This is a genomic window from Nocardiopsis lucentensis DSM 44048, assembly GCF_000341125.1.
Lineage (GTDB): Bacteria > Actinomycetota > Actinomycetes > Streptosporangiales > Streptosporangiaceae > Nocardiopsis > Nocardiopsis lucentensis.
Window position 1 is genome coordinate 1 of sequence record NZ_ANBC01000818.1, and the last position, 14,238, is coordinate 14,238.

The window sequence follows — 14,238 nt, forward strand, 5'->3', positions numbered from 1 at the left end:
ACCACCACGCCGCCGGGGCGCACCCGGTCGGCGAGGAGCGCGGCGGCCTCCTCGGGGCCGGCGCCCTCGGTCATGGTCGCGGCCTCGGCGGCGCTGAGGCTGAGCAGGTCGACCCGGTCCAGGGCCAGGTCCAGGGACCGCTCGGGCAGGTCGCCCACGACCGGCGCGGGGTCGAGGACCAGCCGCACCCCGTCCGGCAGGCCGCCGACCCAGGCGAGGAGTTCGTCGGCGCGCGGTCCGGGGAGCAGGGAGTACCCCACGGTGTAGACGAAGTCGCCCGGCCCGGGCCGCAGCGTGCGCAACTCGGTCAGGGACAGGTCGGTCTCGGCGCCCAGCCGCGTGACGAAGGTCCGTTCGGCGTCGCCGTCGACCAGGGCCACGCAGAAGCCGGTGTCCGCGTCCGGACGCGGGGGGTGCGCCGCCTCCACCCCCTCCGAACGCAGCGCGGCACGGGCCACGTCCCCGTTCGGTCCGCTTCCGTGCGCTCCCGCGTAGACCACCTCCATCCCCGCGCGCGCTGCGGCGGCGATGACGTTGAAGCCGCCTCCGGCCAGGGTGCGCGCGGAGGACGCCAGGACGCCCTCCCCGGCCCGGGGAAGGGCGTCGACCGTCATCACGACGTCGACGATCACCGGTCCCACGTGCAGAAGGCGTCCGGTCATGGTGGGGTTCCCTCGGCTCCGCATTCCTTCCCTACGGTCGTGGATCGCGTGCTACCGGGTCGGCGGCCTCACACCTGGCGAGCCAGCTGAGGTACCAGTCCGCGAAACCGACCCTCGCGCCCGGCGTGCCCAGGGGGCGGAACCCGTCGTCCGAGAAGCCGTCGACCCACATACTGCCACGTTCGGGACCCGTCACGACGAGCCAGTGGCAGTGGCCGCAGCCCGCGTGGTTCAGGCACAGCGCACCGGAGGCGAACCAGTCGAAGAGGTCGTCGTCGGCGTCCCGCCACACGCGGTACGCGGTGTCGAAGGCCTCCTGGGTCCCGAAACCGGACCGCGCCGGTTCCCGGACCTCGTGCGCGGCCAGGTGCCGCGACCGTTCCCCCGCCGTCGGGAAGGCGACCCTCAGGGAGTCGTGCCGCATGTCGCCACCCGGGTCGGTCCACTCCCATCCCGTGTCCGTCCGGTGCAGGGTGCTGAGACCGTACTGCGGCCCCGCGCCGCCGGCGCCGACCTCGAGGAGGAAGCCGCGGTAGTCGGCGGGCAGCGAGACGCCCCACCGCGCCTCCGCCGCGGCGACCTCCGACTCCGCCAGCGGTGCGGTGAGCCGGAATCGGTGCCCGGCTGTCCCGTGCCGGCCCCAGGCCCCGAGGACGTCGCGCGGCCGGTCCGCGCGGGCCAGGGCCTCGACCCGCTCCCGGACACCGTTCCAGATCGTCGTTCCCATGGGCCGAAGCGTAGACCGGCGGGGGAACCGTCCGGCCGTCGGCGTGCGGTCACAAGCTCTCGCGCCGCTGCCGCAGTCCGTCGAGGATCAGGTCGAGTCCGATGTCGAACTCCTCGGAGTAGGCGTAGCCGGGTTTCAGGGCGCGGTCGACGATCATCTCGCTGAGGTGGGGGAACTCGTCGCGGGGGAGCTGCTCCAGCATCGAGCCCGCCACGTCCTCGAGGCCGCCGGACGAGGCGAAGGGCAGGCTGAGCTCCTGGAGCGTGAACCCGTAGACGTAGCTGTCCAGCAGCGAGAGGGCGTGCGCCGCACCGGCGACCGAGAAGCCGCCCGCCCGCAGGCAGCCGATGACCGCGTCGTGGTGGCGCAGGGTCGCGTGGCCGGGGTTGGTCCGTGAGTCCATCAGGTTGATCGCCCACGGGTGGCGGGTCAGCGCGCCGCGCATAGAGGAGGCGCGCCGCAGCATCGCGGTCCGCCACTCGACGCCCTCCGGCGGGAGTTCGATCTCGGCGAAGACGAGGTCGACCATGCCGTCGAGGATCGCCTCCTTGTTGCGGAAGTGGTGGTACAGCGACATGGCCTCGACGCCGAGCCGTTTGGCGAGGCCACGCATGCTCGGCGCGCCGGTGCCGGACTCGTCCGCCAGCGCGACCGCCGTGCGGATCACCGCCTCCTTGCTGAGCGGGTCGCGGCGGGGTGTGTCGGCGGGCTCGGTCGTCACGGGGTTCTCCTGTCCGGTCTACGTCGGCTCTTGACAACCTTACACTGCAAGGCTATACCTTACGGCGTAAGTCGAATTGTGGAGCGAGGAGAGGGCCGTGGAAGCGATCAGTCGGGACGGAACCGGGAAACCGGGCGAGGGGAAGAGGATGTGCGTCGTCGGCGCCTCCGGGAAGCTCGGGCGCCACATGGTGCGGCAGGCGTTGGACCTCGGGTACGAGGTCGTGGGGGTCTGCCGTGAGCAGAGCGTGGGCAAGCTCGCCGAGTTCGAGGGGCGGATCACGGTGATCCCCGGGATGACCGACGACCGCGCGGTCGTCGCACGGGCGGTCAACGGGTGCGACGCCGTGCTCACGGTGCTGGTGCCGTGGGGGGTGAACCACTACGCCTCCGGAACCGCCCAGGCCGTGCTCGACCACGCGCGCCCGGACGCCCGGCTGGTCTTCTCCTGCGGCTGGCACATCACCCGTGACGGCAAGGACGTCTACAGCCGCGGGTTCAAGGTGTACGCGGCCGTGTTCGGGAAGCTGGCCAAACTCGCGCGCGTCGTCGACGTGGACGACCAGGTGGAGGCGTGCAGGCGGATCTTCGCTAGTGACACGCGGTGGACGGTCGTGCGCGGCAGCGACCTGGAGGAGGGCGAGAGCCAGGGCCTGCCGGTGTGGAGCCGGCACGTGGGCGACCCCGTCCTCGCGAGCAACATGACCCGTCGCGTGGACTACGCCCGCTTCATGATCGAGGCGGTGGACGACGACGACCTCGTGCACGAGGCCCCGGCCATCGTCGGCCGGCTGACCCCGTCGGCCCTCGCCCACGCCGGCGGTGCGGCGTGAGCGCCCGGGGGCCGGTCGGCCGACTCCGCGCACCGGCGGAGGACCACCCCGGGCCCGGACCGAGGGCGCTCGCGCGGATCGCGGGCCTGCTGTACCTGCTCGTCGCCGCGTTCACCATCTTCGCCGGAGTGGTGAACACGCGGATCGTCGCGTCGGGGGACGCCGGGGCCACCGCGGACAACATCGACGCCTCGGCCACCCTGTTCCGCGTCGGCCTCGTCAGCGAACTGGTGGGGGCCACGGCCTTCCTGATGACGGCCATGACCCTGTACCTGCTGCTCAGGCACGTCAACCAGCTGGTCGCCGCCGCGATGGTCACCGTCGTCGCGGTCAGCGTCGCGATGCAGAGCCTGAACCTGCTCAACCAGAACACGGCGCTGACGGTCGCCACCGACCAGGACTACGCCGACGCCCTCGGCCCGGCGGCCGCCGACCAGCTCGCCCTGCTGTTCGCCGGCATGCAGCACGACGGGTACCTCATCGCCCAGACGTACTTCGGACTCTGGCTGCTGCCCCTGGGCTACCTGGTCCTCAGGTCGGGCTACTTCCCCAAGGCGCTCGGCGTCCTGCTGGTGGTCGGATGCTGCGGCCACCTCACGGACGTGTTCGCGCGCCTCCTCGCCCCCGAGTTCGGCGCGAGCATCTCGGCGTTCGCCATGACCCCCGCGGCGGTCGCGGAGATCTCGTTCATCCTGTGGCTGTTGATCAGGGCCGTACCGCACCCCGACACACGGCCGCTCGCCGCGGCCCGTTCCGGTACCTGAACGTCGCGGGGCGCTCCCTTCCGGGGCATCCCCCCGGGAGTGGGGCGCCCTCCGTTCCGCCCCGCGCGACCGCCGCGGCCGCGCTTCCGGACGCCCCGGAGGACAGTGTGACAAGCGCCCTTGGGTACAACATCATGGTGACTCCGTGCCGCGCGCTCGGCGGTCCGCGGCGCATGGTCCCCCCGACCTGAGGAGGAGCGCTGGAAGAGCCCATCACCGATGGGCGCAGGCTCAAGGGCCTGCGCCGTCGGCACGCGATCATCGAAGCGACCCTGCGCGTGATCGAGCGTGACGGGGTGGCGGGCGTCAGCCATCGGATCGTCTCCCAGGAGGCCGGGCTGCCGACTTCGGCCACGACGTACTACTTCGCGAGCCTGAGCGATCTGCTCACCGCCGCTCTGACCAGCGTCATGGAAGAGGACTCCGAACGGATGCGACGGCTGTCCGGGGGCGGTGACCGCCGACGTGACCTCGCCGTCCTCCTGTCCGAGGTGGTCGAGGAACCCGGGCGGCTGCTCGCCGAGTACGAGCTGTTCCTCCTCGCGGCCCGGCGCCCGCACCTGCGCGACGCGACGGACGGGTGGTTGCGTGCGGTCCGGGCGTTCGCCCACAGCTACACCGACGACCCGGTCCGGGCGCGCGTCGTGGCCGGTGTGATCGACGGCCTGCTCCTGCACTCGCTGCTCACCGAGGAGAAGACGAGCGCCGACGAGTTCGAGGCCGTTCTCATGGACCTCCTCCCCGAACCCGGATAGCCGGGCCCGGGGCCCGCTGCGCGTTCGAGTAGTCGTCCGCCGTCGTTCTGGTTCCGGTCGGTGCCGTCGGGCTACGTTCCACGAACGTGGGTGATGCGCCGGCACACCGCCCCGGTCGACCCGGCGCGGTCGGGACTCCCACGTTTTCCGGGACGACCTTGGGGAGTGCGCATGCTGACCAAAGACGCGTTTCGAGATCTGATGGCCGGTGTGTGCGCTCCCGTCACGGTCGTGACGGCGATGGACGACGGCACGCCCCACGGCGCCACCGTCAGTTCCTTCGGCTCGCTCTCCCTCCGGCCGCCGATGGTGACCGTCGCGCTGGACCGACGGTCGCGGTTGCTCGAACGGATCCTGCGGACCCACCGGTTCGGGGTCAACGTCCTCGGGGCCGGGGACGGCGACATCGCGCGGACCTTCTCCGGCGCCCGGGAGGACAGGTTCGGCCACACCCCCTGGCGCGTCGACCGCGGGCTCCCGCGTCTCGTCGGCACCGCGGGGTGGGCCGTGTGCGCACTCGACCGGGCGGTGCCCGGGGGCGACCACGTCCTGCTGATGGGGCTGGTCGTCCACGCCGACAGCACCACGGCCGCGCCGCTGGTGTACGGAAACCGGACGTTTGGCACCCACTCCGAGCACGCCCGCATGCCGCGCGCCGTCACCGACTACATCCTGGCCTTCACCCACCACTGAGGTGTCCGCCATCGATTGGAGCATCCATGGACGCTGTACCCCCCGCCGCGGACGAACTCGAGGAGCGGGCCCGCCGGGTCCTCCCGATCCTCGAAAGGGAGGCGGCACAGAGCGAGCGGGAACGACGCCTGACGGACGACGCGGTCAAGGCACTCACCGAGGAGGGCATGTTCAGACTCCTCCTTCCGCACCGCTACGGCGGTTACGAGACCCCCCTGCGCACCTTCCTCGACGTCGCCTCCACACTCGCCGAGGGCGACGGCGCGAGCGCGTGGCTGGCGACCATCTGCAACTCCTGCACCTGGATGGCGAGCCTGTTCCCGGAACGCGCGCGCGAGGAGGTCTTCGGCACCGGCACCGCCCCGATCGTCTCCGGGGTCGTGGCGCCGACCGCCCGGACACGGCGGGTCGACGGCGGGTTCTCGGTGACCGGCCGCTGGAACTACAACTCCGGGTCCTGGCACGCGGACTGGGCGGTCGTGGGCATCCCGATCACCGACGCGGCCGGCGAGGTGGTCGATCAGGGCATGGCACTGGTGCCCGCGTCCGACTACACCGTCGAGGACACGTGGTTCACCGCGGGCATGCGCGCGACCGGCAGCAACACCCTGGTGACGGAGGAGGTCTTCGTACCCGACCATCGCGTCCTGCGGGTCCCGCCGCTGTTCGACGGAACCCACCCCGTCGACGAGGGGCGGACGCCGGTGTACCGGTCCTCCTTCGGCCCCTTCGTCTCCACCGTGGTCGTCGCGCCGCTGCTCGGCCTCGGCAGGACGGCGCTCGCGTCGGTCACCCGGCAGGCCGCGGACAAGGCGATCGCCTTCACCTTCTTCGACCGGCAGGCCGACTCGGTGTCCTTCCAGGTCGCCGTCGCCGAGGCCGCCCTGCGGATCGACACCGCCCACCTGCACGCCTACCGCGCGGCCGACGCCATCGACCGGGCCGCCGCCCAGAACAGGCTTCCCGACCACCTCACCCGGGCACGCGTCCGCGCGGATCTCGGGTACGCCGTGGAGAACACCACCTCGGCGATCAACACCCTGATGTACGTCCACGGCTCAGGCGGGTTCGCCGAGGCCAACCCCCTCCAGCGTGTCTGGCGCGACGCCAACGTGGCCGCGCGGCACGCCGTGGTGCAGCCGTCCATCGGCAAGGAGATCTACGGAAAGGCGCTGCTGGGCGTCGACGAGAAGGTCTCACCGATGGTGTGACCGCCCCAGGAAACCGCGAGACGGATCGAGGATGCGATGTCCATCAGCAAGTTCACCGCCGACGACGCGGCATGGGTCCGGTTCGGCGACTCCGGCGTCTACATCGGCAACGTGCTGCACGAGAAGAACTCCACGTCGATGGGCGCAGGCTTCGCCTGCTTCGAAGCCGGGGCCCTCATGACGTGGACTCCCAGCTACGACGAGGTGATCGTGGTCCGCTCCGGACGGTTCACGGTCGACTCCGAGGACGGTTCCGTCACCGCCGGTCCGGGTGAGATCGTCTGGGTGAGGGCGAGTGCCCCGGTGACGTTCCGGGCGGGTGCGCAGAAGACCTGGATCGCCTTCGCGACCCATCCGATCTGGGACGCGACCCCCGAGGCCAAGTCGCAGGCGTCGGCTCTGCACCCGGTCGACGGGCCGCCCGCGGACTGACGGACGGCACCGTCCGGGCCGCGGCCCGGACGGTGCCTCAACGGTTCAGACCGGGCAGGACACCGGACCCGGGTGAGCCGTCCGGCTCAGGGGCCCCGTCCGCCCGGCCCAACCAGGCACGGGCCTCCACCATCCCGCGGTGGTAGGAGCGTTCCGTGGCGACCCGGAGCGCGCGCTCGTGGAAGGAGCGCGCCCGGGACCGCTCCCCGGCCACCGCGGTGAGCCGACCCAGCCGCAGCAGCGTCTCGACCACGTCGGCCCACAGACCGAGCTCCTCCGCGGCCCGCAGGTCCTCCTCCAACACATCCGTGACACCGAGGTGGTCGGGGCCCGCCTCGGCGGCCCGGGCCAGCGTGATGTTCGCCCGCAGCCGTCCCCACCGGTCGGCGAGGTCCAGGAAGATCGCGGCGCTGAGCTCGGCGTCCCCGCGCGCGCCGGGCACGTCGCCGGTGTCGAGACGGTGCCCGGCGCGCTCGGCGAGGGCCGCCGCCTCCAGCCAGCGGTCTCCCCTCGCCCTGGCGTCCGCCAAGGCCTCCCCGACCAGGCCACGACCCGTCTCGCGGTCACCGCCGCGGTAGACGCACGCCCCGGTGAACCACGACAGCCGGCCGGCGACCTCCGGTTCGGCGCCCACCGGGTGGCACACGCGGCCCTCGAAGGCCGCCAGCCAGGCCTCGGCGACACTCCGGGCGGACGCCGAACCGCCCGGCACGCGCAGAGCGGCCTCGAAGGAGCGCCGTGCCTCGCTCACCCGGTTGCGCAGCCGCCAGTACCACGCCAGCGCGCCGACCAGCCGCAGCGCCGAGTCGGCGTCCTGCCCGCGCACGGCCAGCTCCAGCGCGTGGCGCAGGTTGACGGTCTCCGTGTCCAGCGACACGAGGGCCTCGTGTTGCCGGGCGCCCCTCAGGAGCGGGTCCGCGCACTCGGCCTCCCCGACGTGGAAGGCGATGAACCTGCGGTGTGACTCCGCCAGCTCGTCCGACCCCTCCAGGCGCTCGACGCAGTACGCCGCGACCGACTCCAGCAACCGGTACCGGTTTCCCTGGCGCGCCACGAGCGACCGGTCGACCAGCCGGGACAGGGCTTCGACCACGCCGGGAGCGGCCGAGGCGCCGTCACCGCAGACGGCCCGTGCCCCCGCCAGGGTGCACCCGTCCCGATTCACCGCCAGGCGCCGCAGCACCGTGCGCTCGTCCTCGGTGAGCAGCTCCCAGCTCCAGTCGATCATCGAGCGCAGCGTCTGCTGCCGGGTGGGGCGGCCCCGCCCCGGCCCGGTGGGCAGCGCGAAGCGGTCGTCCAGCCCGGCGGCGATCTCCTCGGGCGTGAGCGCGCGCACCCTGGCCGCCACGAGCTCGATGGCCAGGGGGATGCCGTCCAGACGGCGGCAGATCGCGGCGACGGCCGCGGCGTTCGGCCCGGTCAACACGAACCCCGGTGAGGCGGCCCGAGCCCGTTCGACGAAGAGTCGCATCGCGCTGGAGGAGCCGACGGCCTCCTCCGGGTCCTCCACCGACTCCGGAAGCGTCAGCGGGGCCAGCGGGAAGACGGTCTCCCCGGGGATGCCGAGCGCCTCCTGGGTGGTCACCATGACACGCACGACGTCAGCGGTCAGCAGCGCCCCGACCAGGTCGGCGACCTGGTCCACCACGTGCTCGCAGTTGTCCAGGACGACGAGCGCCCGTTGCCCGTGCAGGGCCCCGCGAAGCCAGTCCACCAGGTCGAACCCCTCGGCGTCGGCCGCCCCCTCGCACAGCCCCAGCGTCGTGATGACGCGTTCGGCGAGGTCGGCGGCTGACGCACGACGGTCCATACCGGCCAGTTCGANTCGGCCAGCGCCCGGGCGGCGGCGATCGCCAGGCGCGTCTTGCCGACCCCGCCCGGTCCGGTCAACGTCATCAGGCGTGCGCCGCGCGGCGCCGACAACGCCTCGCACACGCGGAGGGTCTCGCTCTCCCGGCCGATGAGCGCTGTGGGCGGGTCGGGCAGGTTGCTCCGCCCACGGTCCGCGACAGGGGTGACGGGGGCCGGTTCCGGCTCCTGGCGCAGAACCGAGGTGTGGAGGGCCCTGACCGCCGGCCCGGGGTCGACCCCGAGCTCCTCACGGAGTCTGCCACGCAGGTCATGGAAGGTCGTCAGGGCCTCGCCCCGCCTCCCAGACTGGGACAGGGCGAGCATGTAGACACCGCGCAGCCGCTCCCGGAGGGGGTGCCGCCCGACCAGATCGCCCAGCTCGGCGATCATCCCGGCGCCGTCACCGGTCTCGATCCGCGCCTCGGCCAACCGCTCCACCGCCCCGACGCGCAGTTCCTCCAGGCGGGCGACCTCGGGCCGGACGAAGGCCGCGTCGGCGGTGTCGGCGAAGGCCGGGCCCCGCCACAGCTCCAGCGCACTGGTGAGCAGGCGTGCCCGGGCACCGGAGTCCTCGCTCCTGTCCGCCTCCTCGACGAGGTCCTGGAACCGCGCGGCGTCGAACTCGCCCGCCTCGACCAGGAGGCGGTAACCGGCGGGGGAGCGCACCACGCGATCCGCGCCGAGGACCTTCCTCAACTGGGAGATCTTCGTCTGCAGCGTCTTGAGGGGGCGGCTGGGAGGGCGACCCTCCCACAGGTCCTCGATGAGCTGGTCGGCGGACACCGGACGGCCCCCGTGCACCAGCAGGTCGGCCAGAACCGCCCTGACCTTCGGTTCGGTGACCGCGACCCGCGCGCCACTGGAGTTCCACACGGCCAGCGGGCCGAGCACTCCAAATCGCATGGGGCACAGCATACAAGTCGCGGTCCGGGCTCCCGTGCGCGCTTCGTGCGCGCGCCGTGCGTGTCCCGTGCGCGCCACTGCCGACGCTGGAGGCGCACCGACGACGAAAGGAGCTCCCAGATGACCCGCCCGAGCAGCGGCAGGGCAGGCCCGGTGGCGTGGGCGGGCCTGGCCGTCCTCGCCCTTCCGACCGTCCTGCTGGGCCTGGACCTCACCCTCCTGCACCTGGCGCTGCCCTCGCTCGCCGTGGACCTTCGGCCCAGCGGCACCCAGGAACTGTGGATCGTGGACTCCTACGGGTTCCTGATCGCCGGATTCCTCATCACCATGGGAACGCTCGGCGACCGGATCGGGCGCCGCCGACTGCTGATGATCGGCGGTGTCGGGTTCGTGGCCGCCTCGGTCGCGGCCGCCTACGCGCCCACACCCGAGGTGCTCATCGCCGCCCGCGCGGCGCTGGGCGTCGCGGGCGCCACACTCATGCCGTCCACGCTGGCGCTGATCAGCAACATGTTCCACGACGCGCGCCAGCGCGCGCTCGCGATCGGCATGTGGGCCATGTTCTTCGCGGGCGGCATGGCCGCGGGACCCCTGGTCGGAGGCGTGCTGCTGCAGCACTTCTGGTGGGGGGCCGCGTTCCTGCTCGCCGTTCCGATGATCGGCCTGATGCTCGTCCTGGCGCCGATCCTGCTACCCGAGTACCGTGCTCCGCGAAGCGGCCGGTTCGACCTGTTCAGCGTGGTCCTGTCACTGGCCGCGATCCTGCCGGCCGTCTACGCGGTCAAGGAGTTCGCCAAGGCGGGTCCCGGCGTCGGCGTGCTGGTCACGGTGCTCGCCGGGGCGGCCTTCTCCGTCGCCTTCGTGTGGCGCCAGCTCGTCCTGCCGAGCCCGCTGCTCGACATGACCCTGTTCCGCAGCCGCGCTTTCAGCTTCGCCCTCATGATGATGCTCGTCGGCCTGGTCGGCGTCGGCGGGACCATGCTGCTGACCACGCAGTACCTGCAACTGGTCGAAGGGCTCTCACCCCTGGTGGCGGGCCTGCTGTACGGCCCGCCCGCGCTGATGATGATGCTGTCGTCGATCGTGGCGCCGATCCTGACCCGTCGGATCCGCCCGGGGTACGTGATGGCGGGAGTGCTGACACTGTCCTCCGTGGGCTATGTCCTGTTGGGGATCGTCGGACCGTCCGGTGGGGTGGTCCTGGTCGTGTCGGCCTTCTCCCTGGTCTACCTGGGGCTCGGCGCGCTGGCGGCACTGGGGACCGAGCTGGTGGTCGGCTCCGCGCCGCCGGAGAAGGCCGGATCGGCCTCGGCCATGTCGGAGACCGTCCAGGAGTTCGGTCTGGCCGCGGGGATCGCGCTCGTGGGAAGCCTGGCCGCCGCCGTCTACGGCGACAGGATGAGCCCCGCCGTCCTGGCCGACCTGCCGGAGGAGACGGCCGCGATCGTCCGGAACAGCCTGTCCGGGGCCACCTCGGTCGCCGGGGAACTTCCCGCGTCCGTCATGGAACGGGCGCAGGAGGCGTTCATCGCGGGCTTGAACACCGCGGGGTGGACGGGGGCCGTCGTCATCCTCGCCCTCGCCGTGACGACCGCGGTCATGCTGCGCCACGTCGGAGCCGACACCGGCGCCGGCGAGGATCCGGACCCCGGCCCGGACCCCGGGGACCGCGCCGCCGCCGGCTCCACGCGGTGAGCGCGGGTGTCCGCCGCGCCGATCCGACCGTCCGAGGGCCGGGTGGCCGCGGGTGCCGATGACGACGGGAGACGCTGCGGGATGACGGGAGGCACTGTGGATCGAACGGATGAGCGGTACTCGCGGGGCATCAGGCGACGCGTCGCCCTTCTCACGGCCGCCCTGCGGGTCGCGGAGCGGTCGGGGATCGCCGAGGTCGGCCTGCGCTCGGTCGCGCGGGAGTGCGATGTCGGGCCGTCCCTGGTGAGCTACCACTTCCCCGACCGCACGGCCTTGCTGCGGGCGCTGGCACGTTATACGGCGGCCCAGTTCGAGGCACGGGCGAGCACCGCGACGGGAGGGTCGGCGGACCGGGCGGAACTGTTGGCCGCGGTGGTCGCGGACGCCTCGTCCCTGAACCGGGGCCGCGCCCTGGTGGAGTACGAGCTGGCACTGCTGGGGACGAGGGAGGACGGAGTGGTCGAGCGGGACCTCGGCTGGCCGCGCCTGCTCGCCGAGACCGTGCGGCACGCGGTGGGGGAGCCCGTGGCCGCGATGCGTGCCGTCGACGAGATCGAGGGGCTCCGGTTCCGTGCGGTCACCGGGCCCCGGCGGCTGCGGGCGCGTGACGTCCAGGCGCGCATCGAGCAGATCCTGGTCCCCCGTCGGACACCGTGAGACGGGGCGACGGGCCGGGCCGCCCCTCAACGTGCGCGGCTCGGCCCGCCGACCGGCTCCCGCCGGGACCTCCCGGCCGGAAGGACGGCGCCGCGTGCCCCTCTGCCCCCGGGTCACGCGGCGTCCCTCACCCCCGTGCGACGCGTGCCGGGTCCGGCTTCCGGCGCCGCGTGCGCGGCGACCGCTCGATCTGCGCGGCCAGGCCCAGCAACGTGTCCTCCGCGCCCGGCCGCCCCACGAGCTGCATGCCCACGGGGACGCCGTTTCCGTCGACCCCGCAGGGGAGGGTGAGGGCGGGTTGGCCGGTCATGTTGAAGGGATAGCCGAACGCGAAGTCGTCCGCGTAGAAGGACCACCGCTCGGCGAAGGACCGCCCCTGGGGGCCCTCACCGATCCGGAGCGGGGGACGGGTCGCGGTGGGGGTGATCAGGACGTCGTACTCCTCCCAGAACCCCAGGACGCGGGCGGCGCCGGCGCGGCAGGCGTTGACGGCGGCGACGTAGTCCGCGGCCGTCATGCGTTCGCCCTGGCGCGCGATCTCCAGGGACGGGGCCTCGACGGAGTCCAGGCGGTCGGGTCCCACCGCCCGGACCAGCGCTCCGACGTTGCCCGCCATGACGGCCAGCAGCGGGTCCCGCATCCCTCCGAGGTCGGGCGCGGCCTCGACGAGGGCGTGCGGCAGGTCGTCGAAGACGTCCAGGGCCGAGCGGACGGCGTCGGCGATGTCGTCGTGGACGCGCCCGTGCGGGGGCGTCAGCGTCCAGGCGACGCGGAGCCGTTCGCGTTGCGTGTCGCACGCCCCGAGGAAGTGTCCCGGGGGCGTCGCCGGGAGGCCGTAGGGGTCGCCGGTCATCGGGCCGGACACGACGTCGAGCAGGCGTGCGGTGTCACGCACGGTGCGCGCCATGGGACTGCTGATCGCCAACCCCGCCCAGTGCTCGTAGGCGCTGGGGCCCCAGGGGACGCGGCCGCGCGTGGGCTTGAGGCCGACGACGCCGCACGCGGCCGCGGGCAGGCGCCCGGACCCCGCCCCGTCACCGGCCAGCGCCAGGGGGGCGAGGCCGGCGGCGACGGCGACCGCCGCCCCGCCGCTGGACCCGGCCGGGCCGAACTCCGGGTTCCAGGGGTTGCGCGTGGTCCCGTGGAGCGCGTTGTCCGTGCTGGCGCGTAGGCCGAACTCGGGCATCACCGTACTCCCGAGGATGACGGCTCCGGCGCGCTTCAACCGGGCCGCGACCTCGCTGTCGAAATCGGGGGTGTGGCCGGTGAAGGCGCGGGACCCGTTGGTGAAGGGCAACCCGTCGACCTCATGGACGTCCTTGACGAACACGGGGACCCCGGCGAGGGGGCCGTCGCGCAGTTCGGCGTCGGTGTCCACCCGGCGCGCGTCCTCCAGCGCGGCCTTCTCGCGCAGGTGCGCGACCGCGTTGAGGCTCGGTTGGAGGGCGTGCACCCGTTCCAGGTGCTCGCGGAGGACGGTCTCGGCGTTTCCTCCGGCGGCCCTGCGACGGATCTCGTCGGCCGTGTCGATGCTCATCCTTGGCTTCCTCCTCGGCGTTCGGGGTTCGTTCGTTCGCGCTCGCCCGCCGCTCGGCGGGCGGGCGCGNNNCGTCGGCCAGGCGTGCCGCCCGGTCGTGCGTGACCAGACCGTCGACGTAGGTGAGGTTCCAGTTGAGGCGACCGTGAGCGGTCGTGGCGGCGGCGACCAGCACACCCGTGACGGAGATGCCCGCGGCGAAGTCGGCGTCGAGGACGCGTAGGGAACCGATCCGTTCGGGCAGTCGCACGGCGCCGATGTTGGTGAGGCAGAGGTTGATCGGCCCCTCGCGGTCCATGTAGTGGAGGAGTTCCAGACTCCCTCCGACGTCGGGGCCGACGCGGGCCGCGAGGTCGTTGATCATGGAGAAGTGCTCGCCGCGCGCCCGCCTTCGCGCCAGGTCGGCGTTGACGGCCCGGGCGGTGTCCCACAGGTCGGCGTCGCCGTCGACGATCGTGGGCAGCGTGGCGACGAAGCTGCCCGCGTCGTCCGGGCCGACCGGCGGGTCGAGCTCGGCGCGGAAGCTGACCGGCGACCCGATGGCGAAGCGTGCCCCCGAAGACGCGCCCGCGTCCTGGCGCACGGCCCTCACCAGGCCCGCGGCGAGGGCGCCGTGCACGGTGACACCGCGTTCCCGGCAGACCTGGACGAGGGCCCGGGTGGTCGCCGTGTCCAGCCTGCGATGCACCAGCCGGGTCCGGCGCCGGTCGAAGGGGACCCGAGCCTGACGCGGGACCCTCGCCGGGGACGACCGGGCCGTCTCGTCGGCGTCCCGGCGCCGCTTCTCGGCGGCGGCCG

General features: G+C 73.1%; 13 protein-coding genes and 2 pseudogenes. 8 read left to right on the forward strand and 7 right to left on the reverse strand.

Annotated features, from left to right (window positions below; translation table 11 throughout):
* The 3 genes from D471_RS0128505 to D471_RS0128515 form a co-directional block, all read right to left on the reverse strand.
* Positions 1-662, reverse strand: a 662-nt coding sequence (locus D471_RS0128505) for a PfkB family carbohydrate kinase (RefSeq protein WP_017601773.1), incomplete at its 3' end; no start/stop codon positions are given.
* Between the two features lie 31 nt (positions 663-693).
* Positions 694-1,389: an SMI1/KNR4 family protein gene (locus tag D471_RS0128510; RefSeq protein ID WP_017601774.1), complete on the reverse strand. Its 696-nt coding sequence runs from the start codon at positions 1,387-1,389 to the stop codon at positions 694-696.
* A 49-nt stretch (positions 1,390-1,438) separates the two neighbouring features.
* Positions 1,439-2,110: a TetR/AcrR family transcriptional regulator gene (locus D471_RS0128515; RefSeq protein WP_017601775.1), complete on the reverse strand. Its 672-nt coding sequence runs from the start codon at positions 2,108-2,110 to the stop codon at positions 1,439-1,441.
* Positions 2,111-2,207: 97 nt separating this feature from the next.
* On the opposite strand from D471_RS0128515, the gene D471_RS0128520 reads away from it, so the two are divergent.
* From D471_RS0128520 to D471_RS0128545, 6 genes are all read left to right on the forward strand, one after another.
* A complete protein-coding gene (locus tag D471_RS0128520) occupies positions 2,208-2,942 on the forward strand; it encodes an NAD(P)-dependent oxidoreductase (RefSeq protein WP_017601776.1) in 735 nt (244 codons plus the stop codon).
* Positions 2,939-3,706 carry a DUF4386 domain-containing protein gene (locus D471_RS0128525; protein ID WP_017601777.1) on the forward strand — a complete coding sequence of 256 codons (768 nt, stop codon included), beginning with the start codon at positions 2,939-2,941 and terminating at the stop codon, positions 3,704-3,706. The genes D471_RS0128520 and D471_RS0128525 overlap by 4 nt, the downstream gene beginning before the upstream one ends.
* Before the next feature lie 278 nt (positions 3,707-3,984).
* On the forward strand, positions 3,985-4,461 hold the full coding sequence (locus D471_RS0128530) for a TetR/AcrR family transcriptional regulator (protein ID WP_017601778.1): 477 nt from the start codon (positions 3,985-3,987) through the stop codon (positions 4,459-4,461).
* A gap of 171 nt (positions 4,462-4,632) precedes the next feature.
* Positions 4,633-5,154, forward strand: a complete 522-nt coding sequence (locus D471_RS0128535; RefSeq protein WP_017601779.1) for a flavin reductase family protein — start codon at positions 4,633-4,635, stop codon at positions 5,152-5,154.
* Positions 5,155-5,180: 26 nt separating this feature from the next.
* Positions 5,181-6,365 carry an acyl-CoA dehydrogenase family protein gene (locus D471_RS0128540; RefSeq protein WP_017601780.1) on the forward strand — a complete coding sequence of 395 codons (1,185 nt, stop codon included), beginning with the start codon at positions 5,181-5,183 and terminating at the stop codon, positions 6,363-6,365.
* A 36-nt stretch (positions 6,366-6,401) separates the two neighbouring features.
* Complete coding sequence (locus D471_RS0128545; RefSeq protein ID WP_017601781.1) at positions 6,402-6,797, forward strand: hypothetical protein; 396 nt, start codon at positions 6,402-6,404, stop codon at positions 6,795-6,797.
* 37 nt (positions 6,798-6,834) lie between these two features.
* On the opposite strand, the gene D471_RS42765 is transcribed toward D471_RS0128545, so the two are convergent.
* Both D471_RS42765 and D471_RS42770 read right to left on the reverse strand, forming a co-directional pair.
* Positions 6,835-8,607, reverse strand: coding sequence for an ATP-binding protein (locus D471_RS42765; protein WP_449406583.1), 1,773 nt, complete (start codon positions 8,605-8,607; stop codon positions 6,835-6,837).
* Positions 8,608-8,900: 293 nt separating this feature from the next.
* Positions 8,901-9,563: pseudogene (locus D471_RS42770) on the reverse strand (AfsR/SARP family transcriptional regulator); the annotation flags it as partial.
* A gap of 108 nt (positions 9,564-9,671) precedes the next feature.
* Here D471_RS42770 and D471_RS36690 point away from each other — a divergent pair.
* Together D471_RS36690 and D471_RS37940 are read left to right on the forward strand one after the other, a co-directional pair.
* Positions 9,672-11,246 (forward strand): MFS transporter, encoded by a 1,575-nt coding sequence (locus D471_RS36690; RefSeq protein ID WP_017601782.1) that lies wholly within the window; start codon positions 9,672-9,674, stop codon positions 11,244-11,246.
* 96 nt (positions 11,247-11,342) lie between these two features.
* Complete coding sequence (locus tag D471_RS37940; protein ID WP_017601783.1) at positions 11,343-11,903, forward strand: TetR/AcrR family transcriptional regulator; 561 nt, start codon at positions 11,343-11,345, stop codon at positions 11,901-11,903.
* Between the two features lie 127 nt (positions 11,904-12,030).
* On the opposite strand, the gene D471_RS0128565 is transcribed toward D471_RS37940, so the two are convergent.
* Positions 12,031-13,440 carry an amidase gene (locus D471_RS0128565; RefSeq protein ID WP_083924362.1) on the reverse strand — a complete coding sequence of 470 codons (1,410 nt, stop codon included), beginning with the start codon at positions 13,438-13,440 and terminating at the stop codon, positions 12,031-12,033.
* A gap of 292 nt (positions 13,441-13,732) precedes the next feature.
* Positions 13,733-14,128, reverse strand: a pseudogene (locus D471_RS42565) (phthiocerol/phthiodiolone dimycocerosyl transferase family protein); the annotation flags it as partial.
* Between the last annotated feature and the right edge of the window lie 110 nt (positions 14,129-14,238).

Bases quoted from the DNA above. Each gene is read 5' to 3' on its own strand.
- D471_RS0128510 (WP_017601774.1), bottom strand. From the start codon at position 1,389: ATGGGAACGACGATCTGGAACGGTGTCCGGGAGCGGGTCGAGGCCCTG.
- D471_RS0128535 (WP_017601779.1), top strand. From the start codon at position 4,633: ATGCTGACCAAAGACGCGTTTCGAGATCTGATGGCCGGTGTGTGCGCT.
- D471_RS0128540 (WP_017601780.1), top strand. From the start codon at position 5,181: ATGGACGCTGTACCCCCCGCCGCGGACGAACTCGAGGAGCGGGCCCGC.
- D471_RS0128545 (WP_017601781.1), top strand. From the start codon at position 6,402: ATGTCCATCAGCAAGTTCACCGCCGACGACGCGGCATGGGTCCGGTTC.
- D471_RS42765 (WP_449406583.1), bottom strand. From the start codon at position 8,607: ATGGACCGTCGTGCGTCAGCCGCCGACCTCGCCGAACGCGTCATCACG.
- D471_RS36690 (WP_017601782.1), top strand. From the start codon at position 9,672: ATGACCCGCCCGAGCAGCGGCAGGGCAGGCCCGGTGGCGTGGGCGGGC.
- D471_RS0128565 (WP_083924362.1), bottom strand. From the start codon at position 13,440: ATGAGCATCGACACGGCCGACGAGATCCGTCGCAGGGCCGCCGGAGGA.